The 13,628-nt window shown below is 71.6% G+C and carries 11 protein-coding genes and 1 pseudogene; 10 read left to right on the forward strand and 2 right to left on the reverse strand.

Features of this window, described 5'->3' with window-relative positions; genetic code table 11:
• Window positions 1–79: 79 nt before the first annotated feature.
• From ACIQZN_RS05170 to ACIQZN_RS05180, 3 genes are all read left to right on the forward strand, one after another.
• Window positions 80–1,411, forward strand: coding sequence for a nitrate/nitrite transporter (locus tag ACIQZN_RS05170; RefSeq protein ID WP_403988542.1), 1,332 nt, complete (start codon window positions 80–82; stop codon window positions 1,409–1,411).
• Window positions 1,412–1,540: 129 nt separating this feature from the next.
• Complete coding sequence (locus tag ACIQZN_RS05175; RefSeq protein WP_403989147.1) at window positions 1,541–2,710, forward strand: uroporphyrinogen-III synthase; 1,170 nt, start codon at window positions 1,541–1,543, stop codon at window positions 2,708–2,710.
• Between the two features lie 21 nt (window positions 2,711–2,731).
• Complete coding sequence (locus tag ACIQZN_RS05180) at window positions 2,732–3,301, forward strand: GNAT family N-acetyltransferase (protein WP_403988544.1); 570 nt, start codon at window positions 2,732–2,734, stop codon at window positions 3,299–3,301.
• Here the strand turns inward: ACIQZN_RS05180 and ACIQZN_RS05185 are convergent.
• Window positions 3,298–3,837 carry a GNAT family N-acetyltransferase gene (locus ACIQZN_RS05185; protein WP_403988546.1) on the reverse strand — a complete coding sequence of 180 codons (540 nt, stop codon included), beginning with the start codon at window positions 3,835–3,837 and terminating at the stop codon, window positions 3,298–3,300. The two genes, ACIQZN_RS05180 and ACIQZN_RS05185, sit on opposite strands and share 4 nt — an antisense overlap.
• Before the next feature lie 105 nt (window positions 3,838–3,942).
• Between ACIQZN_RS05185 and ACIQZN_RS05190 the strand changes: the two genes are divergently transcribed.
• The 3 genes from ACIQZN_RS05190 (at window position 3,943) to ACIQZN_RS05200 (ending at window position 8,815) form a co-directional block, all read left to right on the forward strand.
• Window positions 3,943–6,321, forward strand: coding sequence for a HelD family protein (locus ACIQZN_RS05190; protein ID WP_403988548.1), 2,379 nt, complete (start codon window positions 3,943–3,945; stop codon window positions 6,319–6,321).
• Between the two features lie 426 nt (window positions 6,322–6,747).
• Window positions 6,748–8,181: an NAD-dependent malic enzyme gene (locus ACIQZN_RS05195; protein WP_383299383.1), complete on the forward strand. Its 1,434-nt coding sequence runs from the start codon at window positions 6,748–6,750 to the stop codon at window positions 8,179–8,181.
• A gap of 352 nt (window positions 8,182–8,533) precedes the next feature.
• The gene (locus tag ACIQZN_RS05200) at window positions 8,534–8,815 is read left to right on the forward strand and encodes an HU family DNA-binding protein (RefSeq protein ID WP_017237029.1); all 282 of its coding nucleotides are present in this window, start codon (window positions 8,534–8,536) and stop codon (window positions 8,813–8,815) included.
• 93 nt (window positions 8,816–8,908) lie between these two features.
• On the opposite strand, the gene murA is transcribed toward ACIQZN_RS05200, so the two are convergent.
• Window positions 8,909–10,249, reverse strand: coding sequence for a UDP-N-acetylglucosamine 1-carboxyvinyltransferase (gene murA / locus ACIQZN_RS05205; RefSeq protein WP_018100785.1), 1,341 nt, complete (start codon window positions 10,247–10,249; stop codon window positions 8,909–8,911).
• A gap of 275 nt (window positions 10,250–10,524) precedes the next feature.
• Between murA and ACIQZN_RS05210 the strand changes: the two genes are divergently transcribed.
• From ACIQZN_RS05210 to ACIQZN_RS05225, 4 genes and pseudogenes are all read left to right on the forward strand, one after another.
• Window positions 10,525–11,085 (forward strand): YqgE/AlgH family protein, encoded by a 561-nt coding sequence (locus tag ACIQZN_RS05210; RefSeq protein ID WP_018100784.1) that lies wholly within the window; start codon window positions 10,525–10,527, stop codon window positions 11,083–11,085.
• 29 nt (window positions 11,086–11,114) lie between these two features.
• Window positions 11,115–11,402, forward strand: coding sequence for a DUF3039 domain-containing protein (locus ACIQZN_RS05215; RefSeq protein WP_161211408.1), 288 nt, complete (start codon window positions 11,115–11,117; stop codon window positions 11,400–11,402).
• Between the two features lie 256 nt (window positions 11,403–11,658).
• Window positions 11,659–13,278: an IS200/IS605 family accessory protein TnpB-related protein gene (locus ACIQZN_RS05220; protein WP_403988551.1), complete on the forward strand. Its 1,620-nt coding sequence runs from the start codon at window positions 11,659–11,661 to the stop codon at window positions 13,276–13,278.
• 221 nt (window positions 13,279–13,499) lie between these two features.
• Window positions 13,500–13,625 (forward strand): annotated as a pseudogene (locus ACIQZN_RS05225) (carbohydrate ABC transporter permease); the annotation flags it as partial.
• Window positions 13,626–13,628 lie beyond the last annotated feature (3 nt).

The raw sequence follows: 13,628 nt of genomic DNA on the forward strand, positions 1-13,628 counted from the left end.
AGGTCACCTCGCGGCACGGCGCCGAAACGCGCGCTTCCTAGGTTCGGGACAACACCCCGACCACCCGTGGAGGCGCGTGATGGCAGGCCGTTGGATCGAGCAGTGGGACCCGGAGGACGAGACCTTCTGGCGGGACACCGGCGAGCGCGTCGCCCGCCGCAACCTCTGGTTCTCCGTCCTCTCCGAGCACATCGGCTTCTCCATCTGGACCCTGTGGTCGGTGATGGTGCTCTTCATGGGGCCCGAGTACGGGATCGACCCGGCCGACAAGTTCTTCCTGATCTCCACCGCCACCCTGGTCGGGGCCGTCGTCAGGGTGCCGTACACCTTCGCGGTCGCCCGCTTCGGTGGCCGGAACTGGACGGTCTTCAGCGCGCTCACCCTGCTCGTGCCGACGATCGCCGCCCTCGTCGTGATGGAGCCGGGCACCTCGTACGGCACCTTCCTCGCGGTGTCCGCGCTGACCGGCATCGGCGGCGGCAACTTCGCCTCGTCCATGACGAACATCAACGCCTTCTTCCCGATGCGCAAGAAGGGCTGGGCGCTCGGGCTCAACGCGGGCGGCGGCAACATCGGCGTGCCCGTCGTGCAGCTCGCCGGCCTCCTGGTCATCGGGACGGCCGGGGCCACGCACCCCAGGATCGTGCTCGCCGCGTACATCCCGCTGATCCTGCTCGCCGCCGGATGCGCCGCGCGCTACATGGACAACCTGGCGCCCGTGCGCAACGACACCGGGGCCGCGAAGGAGGCGGTGCGCGACCGGCACACCTGGATCATGGCGGTCCTCTACATCGGCACCTTCGGCTCCTTCATCGGCTACAGCTTCGCCTTCGGGCTCGTCCTCCAGACCCAGTTCGGACGGACCCCGCTCCAGGCGGCCTCGCTCACCTTCATCGGCCCGCTCCTCGGCTCGCTGATCCGGCCGGCCGGCGGCTGGCTCGCCGACCGGTACGGCGGGGCGCGCATCACCCTCGTCAACTTCGCCGCCATGGCCGCCGCGACCGGCGTCGTCGTATACGCATCCCGGATCGCCTCGCTGAGCGTGTTCCTCGTCGGCTTCACCGCCCTGTTCGCGCTGTCCGGGCTCGGCAACGGGTCGACGTACAAGATGATCCCGGGCATCTTCCACGCCCGGGCCATCGCCCAGGGGCTGCGCGGCGAGGAGGCCGCGGCCCGGGGGCGGCGGATCTCCGGCGCCGCGATGGGGCTGATCGGCGCGGTGGGCGCGCTCGGCGGGCTCGCCATCAACCTCGCCTTCCGGCAGTCCTTCCAGACCTCCGGCGCGGGCACGGCCGCCTTCTGGGCCTTCCTCGCCTTCTACGCGGTGTGCTCGGCGCTCACCTGGTCGGTATACCTTCGCCGCGCCGCGGCCGTACCGGCGAAGCCCCTGCTCGGCCATGCCGGGGTGTGATGATGGACGGGCGGTGCCGGGCGACGTAACGAGCGGGAAATACAGCTGAACCGGGCCTGTCACGCGGCGTTGGCAGGCTCGGACCTCCGCACCATCGAGCAGCAGCGGGACGAGAGCCGGGTAGACCTCATGCACGACGGACAACACGACGACCGACAGCACGGCGACGCGCGGCACGGGCCCCTCGCGGGCTTCACGGTCGGAGTCACCGCCGCACGCCGGGCGGAGGAGCTCGGCACGCTGCTGCGGCGCCGGGGCGCCACCGTGGTGCACGCGCCGGCCCTGCGGATCGTGCCGCTCGCCGACGACGGCGAACTGCTCGCCGCCACCCGGCAACTGGTCGCCGACAAGCCCGACGTGGTCGTCGCCACCACCGCGATCGGCTTCCGGGGCTGGATCGAGGCGGCCGACGGCTGGGGCATCGGCGACCGCCTCCTGGACACCCTGCGCGGGGTCGAACTCCTGGCGCGCGGCCCCAAGGTGAAGGGCGCGGTCCGCGCCGCCGGGCTGACCGAGGCGTGGTCCCCCGCCTCCGAATCCATGGCCGAGGTCCTGGAACGGCTTCTGGAGGAGGGCGTACGCGGCCGCCGCGTCGCGCTCCAGCTGCACGGCGAACCCCTCCCCGGCTTCGTGGAGGCGCTGCGCGAGGCCGGCGCCGAGGTGGTCGGCGTCCCCGTCTACCGCTGGATGCCGCCGGAGGACATCGCGCCGCTGGACCGGCTCCTCGACCTCACCGCCGCCCGCGCCCTGGACGCGCTGACCTTCACCAGCGCCCCGGCGGCGGCCTCACTGCTCGGCCGCGCCGAGGAACGCGGACTGCTCGCCGAGGTCGTCACGGCGCTGCGCGGCGACATCGTGCCGGCCTGCGTCGGACCGGTCACCGCCGTGCCGTTGCAGGCGCGCGGGATCGACACCGTCCAGCCGGAGCGCTTCCGGCTCGGCCCGCTCGTCCAGCTGATCTGCCGCGAACTGCCCGCCCGCGCCCGTACGCTGCCCATCGCCGGACACCGCGTCGAGATCCGGGGCCACGCCGTCCTGGTGGACGAGGAGCTGCGCGCGGTCCCGCCCGCCGGGATGGCCCTGCTGCACACCCTGGCCCGGCGCCCCGGCTGGGTGGTCTCGCGCGCCGACCTGCTGCGCGCCCTGCCCGGCAGCGGCACCGACGAGCACGCGGTCGAGACCGCCATGGCCCGGCTCCGCACCGCGCTCGGGGTGCCCCGGCTGATCCAGACCGTCGTCAAGCGCGGATACCGGCTGGCGCTGGACCCGGCTGCGGACGCCAAGTACGCCGGGGCCTGACCGGCCGGATAGCGTGCGGGCATGATCGACGACGCCCACCCGCTCGACGCGGGCATATGGCTGCGCCCCGCCAGGCTGTCCGACGCCGCTTCCCGCGCCGAGGCGCTGACCCGCAGCCGTACGTACATGAAGCCTTGGGAGCCCGCGCGCCCCGAGTCCTTCTACACCGAGGAGGGGCAGCGCGAGCGGCTGGCCGGGCTGCTCGCGGAGCGGGAGGCGGGGCGCGTGATGCCCTGGGTGCTGAGCGACTCCGAGGACCGGGTGGTCGGCGGATTCAACCTCAACGCCATCGTGTTCGGCTCCTTCCAGAGCGCCGTCCTCGGCTACTGGGTGGACGTGGAGTGCGCGGGCCGGGGCCTGGCGACGGCCGCCGTGCGCCGGATCTGCGAGCTGGCCCGCGACGAACTGCGGCTGCACCGGATCGAGGCGGGCACGGTCCTGCACAACACCGCGTCCCAACGGGTCCTCGCCAAGTGCGGATTCGAGGAGTTCGCGGTCGCCCCGCGCTATGTGCACATCGACGGCGAGTGGCGCGACCACCGCCTCTTCCACCGCATCCTGCACGACAACCCGGCGACCGGCGTGGTCTAGAGAGCGCGCGTGTGGCGGTGGCCCTCGCGCGGCCACGGCGGGGCCGGGGGCAGCACCTCCGCGAGCGCGTACCCGGCCTTCTCCGCGACCCGGCACGAGGCCGCGTTGTCCACCTGGTGCAGCAGTTCGAGGCGTACGAGCCCGGCCCCGGCGAACGTCTCGGACGCCCAGCCGGACAGCGCTTCCAGGGCGCGCGGCGCGATGCCCCGGCCCCGGACGGGCGCGACCGTCCAGTAGCCCACCTCCGCCGAGGGCGCGCCGGGCTCCGGGAACGAAAGGGCGACATTGCCCACCGGGCCCGCCCCGAGCTCCGTGTCCACCACCGCGAAGCTGTGCCGCAGCCCGCTCGCCCGGCCCTCCTCCTGGGCCCGCAGCCAGTGCGCGGCCGCCTCCTCGTCCGCCACCGGCGCCCGCGATCCGGCCTGCACGGCGGGGTCGCGGTAGGCGTCGAGGAGCACGCCCAGATCGCCCGGCCGCCAGGGCCGCAGTACCAGGGAACCGGACGACAGACGGGCATCGCGCGCGTGGGCGTTCACCCGCTCATCGTACGAGGGCGGTTCGACAGGCCCCCGGCAGGTGCGCGAAGGGCCCCCGTCGCATAGGGTTGACGGCTGCCCAATGCACGTCAGAAGGGGGCCTCGGTGGCCGCGCAGGATGCCGCTGTCGATTCGTTGCGGGACCGGGAAATCGGTGTCGAGCAGGAACATCTCGACCGGGTGTACCACCGCCTTGAGGAGAAGATCCACGAGGCGGAATTTCTCATGGACGACGCCGTGAAACGCGGCCAGGTCGGGACACCGGGGGCGCTCGCCGAGCGCGACGCCCAGGTGTTCCGCGCCGGAATCCACCTCAACCGGCTGAACAGCGAGTTCGAGGACTTCCTCTTCGGGAGGATCGACCTCCTGCTCGGCAAGGACGGCGAACGCGGCCCCGACGGCGCGTACACCTCCGTCGAGCCCGCCGACGACGTCGTGCGCGAGGACGACACCGCCGACATCGCCGAGACGCTGCACATCGGCCGCATCGGGGTCCTCGACTCCGACTACGCGCCGCTCGTCATCGACTGGCGGGCCCCGGCCGCGGCCCCGTTCTACCGCTCCACGCCCAAGGAGCCGGGCCGGGTGGTCCGCCGCCGCGTCATCCGCTCCAAGGGCCGCCGGGTCCTCGGCGTCGAGGACGACCTGATGCGCCCCGAGCTGACCGCGTACCTGGACGGCGAGACGCTCCCGGTCGTCGGCGACGGCGCCCTGATGGCCGCGCTCGGACAGGCCCGCAGCCACACCATGCGGGACATCGTCTCGTCCATCCAGGCCGAGCAGGACCTCGTCATCCGGGCCCCCGCCGCCTCCGTCACCGAGGTCTCCGGCGGCCCCGGCACCGGCAAGACCGCGGTCGCCCTGCACCGCGCCGCGTACCTGCTCTACCAGGACCGGCGGCGGTACGCGGGCGGCATCCTCATCGTCTCGCCGACGCCCCTGCTGGTGGCCTACACCGAGGGCGTGCTGCCCTCGCTCGGCGAGGAGGGCCAGGTCGCGATCCGCGCGGTCGGCTCCCTCTCCGACGACGCGGCGGGACCCGAGGGCGCCACCGCCTACGACGAACCGGCCGTCGCCCGGATCAAGGGCTCCTCGCGGATGCTCCCGGTCCTGCGCAAGGCGGCGCGCGGCGCGCTGGAACAGCCCGCGCCCCGGACCGCCCCCGCCGGCGGGCAGCTGGAGTTCGGTGAGGCCGAGGAGGCCCCGCAGCCCGCCGGCACGCCGACCCGGCTGCGCGTGGTCGCCTTCGGTGCCCGGGTCGAGCTCCAGGAGGACGAGCTGCGGCGCATCCGCAACAACGTCCTCGGCGGGACCGCCCCGGTCAACCTGCTGCGCCCGCGCGCCCGCCGGCTGCTGCTCGACGCGCTGTGGAACCGCTCCTCCGGCCGGGGGCGCTACACCGACCCGGAGCTGGCGGCGGAGCTGCGTACCTCCTTCGACGAGGACGTGTCCACGGAGACCCCGTTCATCGAGTTCCTGAACGCCTGGTGGCCCGAGCTGACCCCGCGCGGGGTGCTCGCCGCGATGGCCGACGAGAAGCGGCTCGCCCGGTGGGCCCGGCGCACGCTCAACCAGGGCGAGGTGCGCCGGCTCGCGCGCTCCCTCAAGCGCCTGGACGCCGCCGGACAGGGGCCGCTCTCCGTGCACGACGTGGCGCTCCTGGACGAGCTGCACACGCTGCTCGGCACCCCGAGCCGGCCCAAGCGCAAGCGCGAGGCGGACCCGCTGGACCAGCTCACCGGTCTGGAGGAGCTGATGCCCCGCCGCGAGGAGACCCAGTGGGAGCGCGCCGAACGGCTCGCCGCCGAGCGCACCGAGTACGCCCACGTCATCGTGGACGAGGCGCAGGACCTCACGCCCATGCAGTGGCGGATGGTCGGCCGGCGCGGCCGGCACGCCACCTGGACGATCGTCGGGGACCCGGCGCAGTCCTCCTGGTCCGACCCGGACGAGGCGGCGGCCGCCCGTGACGAGGCGCTGGGCAGCCGCCCGCGCCGGAATTTCACGCTGACCGTCAACTACCGCAATCCGGCGGAGATCGCCGAGCTGGCCGCGAAGGTGCTGGCCCTCGCCATGCCCGGCATGGAGTCCCCGGCAGCCGTCCGCTCGACGGGCGTGGTCCCGCGCTTCGAGACCGTGCGCGGCGACGACCTGGCCGGGACCGTGCGCGAGGAGGCCCGGCGGCTGCTCGCCGAGGTGGACGGCACGGTCGGCGTCGTCGTGGCGATGAACCGGCGCGCCCAGGCCCGTGAGTGGCTGGCGGAGCTGGGCGACCGGGTGGTGGCGCTCGGCAGCCTGGAGGCCAAGGGGCTGGAGTACGACGCGACGGTGGTGGTCTCGCCGGCCGAGATCGCGGACGAGTCCCCGGCCGGGCTGCGCGTGCTGTACGTGGCGCTGACCCGGGCGACCCAGCAGCTGACGGTGGTCTCGGGGGAGCGGGACCTGCCGGACGAGGACGGGGTGCCGGACCTGCTCAGGGACTGAGAGGGGCCGGGAGAGGGGGCGCGTGGGGGCCGATTCCGGTCAACCCGCGCTGCGGGAATCGCTTTTCCAGGTGATTTGTTAGCCTGGGGGTGACACCGGCTCGATCCAAGCCCCCGGGCCCAACCTTAGTCGCTTCGAGCGACCACTTGCCGCGAGGCGAGCATGGCGGGCCGGTGTCGTCAACGTAAGAAGAGGCCCGCGTCACCTCCCGGTGGCGCGGGCCTCTTCGCGTACCCGGGACGTTCCCGGGGAGGGGTTCCGCTGCGCCGCACTCTCTCGTATGGTGGAAAACAGTTTCCGCGCTGCGACAGTCATTAACGGCTACTCGTCGGTAGGTGCGAATATCGGAAGGCGTGTCCGCTGCCGGGCCTGCTCGGGCTTCGGACGCGCATAGCAATGAAGCTAAGGAAAGCGAAGGACTCGGCCATGGCAACGGCGCCCAGCGTCTCGTACTCGATGACGGTCAGGCTGGAGGTGCCCGCGAGCGGCACCGCGGTCTCCCAGCTCACCACGGCCGTGGAGTCCTCCGGCGGTTCGGTCACCGGCCTCGACGTGACCGCTTCCGGCCACGAGAAGCTGCGGATCGACGTCACGATCGCCGCCTCCTCCACCGCGCACGCCGACGAGATCGTCGAGGGACTGCGCGGTATCGAGGGCGTCGTGCTCGGCAAGGTCTCCGACCGTACGTTCCTCATGCACCTCGGCGGCAAGATCGAGATGGCGTCCAAGCACCCCATCCGCAACCGTGACGACCTCTCGATGATCTACACCCCCGGCGTGGCCCGGGTCTGCATGGCGATCGCCGAGAATCCCGAGGACGCCCGCCGCCTCACCATCAAGCGCAACTCCGTCGCAGTCGTGACGGACGGCTCGGCGGTGCTCGGCCTCGGCAACATCGGCCCCAAGGCCGCGCTGCCCGTCATGGAGGGCAAGGCGGCCCTCTTCAAGCGCTTCGCCGGCATCGACGCGTGGCCGATCTGCCTGGACACCCAGGACACCGACGCCATCGTCGAGATCGTCAAGGCCATCGCGCCCGGCTTCGCCGGGATCAACCTGGAGGACATCTCCGCGCCGCGCTGCTTCGAGATCGAGGCCCGGCTGCGCGAGGCCCTGGACATCCCCGTCTTCCACGACGACCAGCACGGCACGGCGATCGTCGTGCTGGCCTCGCTGACCAACGCGCTGCGCGTGGTGGGCAAGGCCATCGGGGACGTGCGGGTGGTCATGTCCGGCGCCGGAGCGGCCGGTACGGCCATCCTGAAGCTCCTCATCGCCGCGGGCGTCAAGCACGCCGTCGTGGCCGACATCCACGGCGTCGTGCACTCCGGCCGCGAGGACCTGCGGTCCGCCGACCCGGACTCGCCGCTGTGCTGGATCGCCGACAACACCAACCCGGAGAACATCACCGGCACCCTCAAGGAGGCCGTGGTCGGCGCCGACGTCTTCATCGGCGTCTCCGCCCCCAACGTGCTCGACGGGGACGACGTGGCGGCCATGGCGGACGGCGCCATCGTGTTCGCGCTCGCGAATCCGGACCCCGAGGTGGACCCGGCGATCGCCCGCCGCACCGCCGCCGTCGTGGCCACCGGCCGTTCGGACTTCCCGAACCAGATCAACAACGTGCTGGTCTTCCCCGGCGTCTTCCGGGGCCTGCTCGACGCCCAGTCGCGCACCGTCAACACGGACATGATGCTCGCCGCCGCGCGCGCCCTGGCCGACGTGGTCGCCGAGGACGAGGTGAACGCGAACTACATCATCCCGTCGGTCTTCAACGACAAGGTCGCCGGAGCGGTCGCCGGGGCCGTCCGGGACGCCGCGCGGGCCGCCGGAGCCACTGTGACGGCGCCCACGTCCGTCTGACTCCGGCGCGTCGCGGGTCGCGGCGCCCCAAACGCCCCTTTAGGGTGGGCGGGCGACGCGTCCCGCAGAGCTCCGCAATGCTGCGGAGGGCTCTGGGGGAGTCGACGGGACGTCACCACGACGAGGCAGTGGTGCTGTTCGCGCGGCTCCCGGAGGGTGCCGGATTGGCTTTCCCGCCGCAGGTGGGGGCAGGATGTTTCCTCAAGGACTACGTCCAGGGGAGACCCCACAGGGCGCGAGGTCTACCGGACCCTCTCAAGGGCGGACCCGGGTACGGGGACTGTCCGAGGGCCCTGGCAGCATCGGCTTCGATCTCACGCCTCACAGGCAAGAAGAACACGGGAGTAACAACATGAACCGCAGTGAGCTGGTGGCCGCCCTGGCCGACCGTGCCGAGGTGACCCGCAAGGACGCCGACGCCGTGCTGGCCGCTCTCGCCGAGACCGTCGGTGAGGTCGTCGCCAAGGGCGACGAGAAGGTCACCATCCCCGGTTTCCTGACCTTCGAGCGCACCCACCGTGCCGCTCGCACCGCTCGTAACCCGCAGACCGGCGACCCGATCAACATCCCGGCCGGCTACAGCGTGAAGGTCTCCGCGGGCTCCAAGCTCAAGGAAGCCGCCAAGGGCAAGTAAGACCCCTGGGCACGACGGAGGGCGGCCACCCCACCCGGGGTGGCCGCCCTCCTGCATTCGGCCCGTCAGCGGCCGCTCAGGCCGCTCGGGCGGTCAGACCAGCGAGCCGCCCGGCAGCTCCACCTTCGCGCCCAGCTTCTCCAGCTTGTCCATGAAGTTCTCGTAGCCCCGGTTGATCAGGTCGATGCCGTGCACCCGGGAGGTGCCCTGGGCCGCGAGGGCGGCGATCAGGTACGAGAAGCCGCCGCGCAGGTCCGGGATGACCAGGTCCGCGCCCTGGAGCTTCGTGGGGCCCGACACGACCGCGGAGTGCAGGAAGTTGCGCTGGCCGAAACGGCAGTCCGAGCCGCCCAGGCACTCGCGGTAGAGCTGGATGTGCGCGCCCATCTGGTTCAGCGCGGAGGTGAAGCCGAGCCGGGACTCGTACACCGTCTCGTGGACGATGGAGAGGCCCGCGGCCTGCGTCAGCGCGACGACCAGCGGCTGCTGCCAGTCCGTCTGGAAGCCGGGGTGCACGTCCGTCTCCAGCGCGATGGCGTTGAGCGCGCCGCCCGGGTGCCAGAAGCGGATGCCCTCGTCGTCGATCTCGAAGGCGCCGCCCACCTTGCGGTAGGTGTTCAGGAACGTCATCATCGAGCGCTGCTGGGCGCCCCGGACGTAGATGTTGCCCTCGGTCGCCAGGGCGGCGGACGCCCAGGAGGCGGCCTCCAGGCGGTCCGGGAGGGCGCGGTGGGTGTAGCCGTCGAGGCGGTCCACGCCGGTGATCCGGATGGTCCGGTCGGTGTCCATCGAGATGATCGCGCCCATTTTCTGCAGGACGCAGATCAGGTCCTCGATCTCCGGCTCCACGGCCGCGTTGGACAGCTCCGTGACGCCCTCGGCGAGCACCGCGGTCAGCAGCACCTGCTCGGTGGAGCCCACCGAGGGGTACGGCAGCCGGATCTTGGTGCCGCGCAGCCGCTGCGGGGCCTCCAGGTACTGCCCGTCCGCCCGCTTCTCGATCGTCGCGCCGAACTGGCGGAGCACGTCGAAGTGGAAGTCGATCGGCCGGCCGCCGATGTCGCAGCCGCCGAGCCCCGGGATGAACGCGTGGCCCAGGCGGTGCAGCAGCGGACCGCAGAACAGGATCGGGATGCGCGAGGAGCCCGCGTGCGCGTCGATGTCGGCGACGTTGGCGCTCTCGACGTGCGTGGGGTCCAGGACCAGCTCGCCCGGCTCCTCACCGGGGCGGACCGTCACCCCGTGCAGCTGGAGCAGCCCGCGCACCACGCGTACGTCGCGGATGTCGGGCACGTTGCGCAGCCGGCTGGGCCCGCTGCCGAGCAGCGCGGCGACCATCGCCTTGGGCACCAGGTTCTTGGCGCCTCGGACGCGGATCTCGCCCTCCAGCGGGGTTCCGCCGTGGACAAGCAGGACATCGTCTGTGCCGGTCATGAATCTCGCGTTCCGGAGTGGTCGGGCAGGGGGCCAAACGAAAGAGTAATGGGCCCGCACCCCCGTTCCGTAGGGGAACGGGTGGTGTACGAACGTCATGAATCCGCCACAACACGCTCTGCTGCGCGGGCCTTGCGGAGGGTCACCGTCCGGATCCTCGGCCGGGCCGTGCGCTCCTCGTGCACCCGTGCGCCCTGAGCTGCGCTCGGGCACCGAGCGCGACGACCGTGTCACTTGGCCCCCGCCACGGCCCGGGATGCGGGATCATTTCTGCCATGACCGAGGTGTCCTCGCTCACAGGGCGGCTGCTCGTGGCCGCGCCCGCCCTGGCGGACCCGAACTTCGACCGCGCGGTCGTGCTGCTCCTCGACCACGACGAGGAGGGCTCCCTCGGCGTGGTCCTCAACCGGCCGACCCCGGTGGGCGTCGTGGACATCCTGGCGGCCTGGGCCGGGCTGACCGGTGAGCCGGAGGTCGTCTTCCAGGGCGGCCCGGTCTCGCTGGACTCCGCCCTCGGGGTCGCGGTGATCCCGGGCGGTGAGGGCCCGCTCGGCTGGCGCCGGGTGTACGGGGCGATCGGCCTGGTGGACCTGGAGGCGCCGCCCGAGCTGCTGGCGGCGGCCGTGGGCTCGCTGCGGATCTTCGCGGGGTACGCGGGCTGGGGGCCGGGACAGCTGGAGCGCGAGCTGTCCGAGGGCGCCTGGTACGTGGTGGAATCGGAGCCCGGTGACGTGTCCTCGCCGCGCCCGGAGGGCCTGTGGCGTGCGGTCCTGCGCCGGCAGCGCAGCGAACTGGCCATGATCGCCACGTATCCGGACGACCCTTCGCTGAACTGATGTCCCGTTCTTCAGTACGCTTGGCGGTTATGAGCACTCTTGAGCCCGAGCGCGGGGCAGGTACCGGAACCCTCGTGGAGCCGACACCACAGGTGTCGAACGGCGACGGCGACCACGAGCGCTACGCCCATTACGTCCAGAAGGACAAGATCATGGCGAGCGCCCTGGAGGGCACCCCCGTGGTCGCACTGTGCGGCAAGGTCTGGGTACCGGGGCGCGACCCCAAGAAGTACCCGGTCTGCCCGATGTGCAAGGAGATCTACGAGTCCATGGGCGCCGGCGGCGACAAGGGCAAGGGCGACAAGGACAAGAAGTAGCGGCCACCGGTACGGCCCGCAGCTGAAGGTCCGGGAGACCCCCGGGGCGCGCATCCGCGTGCCCCGGGGGTTTTTCGTGTGCCGTTGCACGGGCTGCTCCGTCGGTCGGCAGGGGCTCGGTGCGGACGGTGGCGGCATCTGGGAGTGAGTGCGGTGGTGGGCTCGGGACGTGAGTTCTGGGGTCGAATGGGTGACCTTGATGGTGGGTGCTCGTTGTCCTGGGTGACAGGTGCGGGCCGGTGTGGGGGAGGACGGGGTGCGGGAGTTGGCGGCGCCGTTCGTGGTACCCGGGCCGTCCGGCGTGGCGGTGAGGGGCCGCCTCAAGCACGTCACCGCTGAGGACGAGCGGGTTTTGCGGGCCGTAGGCGCGTATCAGGGTGGGCTGGCGTCGCGGGATCTGAAGGTGCGGTGTGCGGACGGCCTGGATCACCGTGCGGAAACGTGGGCTGCGCGAAAGCGAGGGCTGACAACAGCTTCATCGTCGCGGATTGCGGGGGCTATCACGAAGGCGTCGCATGATCAGTGGGCACTGGCCCGGCGGTCGTTGGCCGCACATATCCGCACACTTGAGGCGGGAATCAGGACACTTCGGCACCGGCTGTCGTTGCCGATCGGGGCTAAGGGCACGAAGCGTGCGGCGGGTGGCTATCGGTCGAGGGGTGAGTGGTTCCAGAAGTCCCGTCGTCTGAAGTGCTTGGAGGACCGGCTTGCGGCTGCTGTCGCGGACTGGCGGACGGGGCAGGTCCGGGTCGTGCGCGGTGGGAAGCGCCTGTTGAACACCCGCCATCATCTCGCGGAGGCGGGGCTGACGGAGGCGGAGTGGCGTCAGCGGTGGGAGGCGGGGCGGTGGTTTCTGGCGGCGGACGGGGAGTCGGGGAAGCGGTACGGGAACGAGACGATCCGCATCACCCCCGGAGGGCAGGTCAGCATCAAACTTCCCGCCCCGTTGGCCCACCTGGCCAACACCACGCATGGCCGCTACACCCTCACCCCCAGGGTCGGGTTCGCGCACCGGGGTGTGGAGTGGGCCGACCGTATTGAGGCGAACCGTGCTGTCGCCTACCGCATCCACTACGACACCGGCAGGGGGCGCTGGTACCTGACTGCGTCCTGGCAACGACCCGTCGTACGGACTCTCCCTCTGGAAGCAGCGAGGGCCGAGGGTGCGATCGGTGTGGACACTAACGCCGATCACTTCGCCGCCTACCGCCTCGACACGCACGGCAACCCGGTCGGCGAACCCCACCGCTGTCCGTACGACCTGTCCGGAACGGCCGCACATCGTGACGCGCAGGTCCGCCACGCCCTCACCCGCCTCCTGCACTGGGCCCGCCGAACCGGTGTCACCGCGATCGCGATCGAGGATCTGGACTTCAGCGCGGAGAAGACGCGGGAGAAGCACGGCCGCAGGAAGGGTTTCCGGCAGTTGATCTCCGGCCTGCCCACCGGCAAGCTCAAGGCCCGCCTGGTCTCCATGGCCGCCGAACACGATCTGGCGATCATCGCGGTCGACCCGGCCTACACATCACGGTGGGGTGGTCAGCACTGGCAGAAGCCGCTGACCACGCCCCGCCGGAAGATGTCCCGTCACGATGCCGCCGGTATCGCGATCGGGAGACGCGCCCTCGGACACCCGATCCGGCGTCGGACGACACCGCCCTCACACGACCGGAGTGATCGTGTGAGGCATCGGACCGTCCAGGCCGCACCAGGTGCCCCAGGGTGTGAGGGACCCCGCCCCCGCATCCCCGGACCACGGACACGATCCGTGCCGCCGGACGCGGCGAGAACGCGGGCAACCAGGACATCCAACACCGTTTGGGGTGTCCGCAGCGAACAGGAATGGGTTCAAGGCACACTCCTGTTCGGTGACTAGGAACGGTTCCCGGATGAAGTTTTCTCCCCCTGAAACGTCACTCCGGACGCAGCGCTCCCTGCCGAGCCTCACGGCCAGCGTCATGCGCGTCGCAAACCTCCAATGCCGTTGCCGGGAAAGGAAGAAGGAGCATGTCGCGGGTCTGCCTGTTCGAGATGGCCACCCAGCAGCCAGGCTCGTGTCGTCTCCCAGCCCGGCCTTTTGCAGCCGGGTAGTTGGCACCCGACGAGAACGACTGGGGCGGGATCATGGCAGCCTCGACGGTGATGACCGTGCCCGTGCTGGTCTTCTTCGTACTCGTACAGCGACGCCTGGTCTCCGGACTCGGCGGAGCGGTTAAGGACTGACGT

The organism is Streptomyces sp. NPDC097595 (genome assembly GCF_044761525.1).
Lineage (GTDB): Bacteria > Actinomycetota > Actinomycetes > Streptomycetales > Streptomycetaceae > Streptomyces > Streptomyces drozdowiczii_A.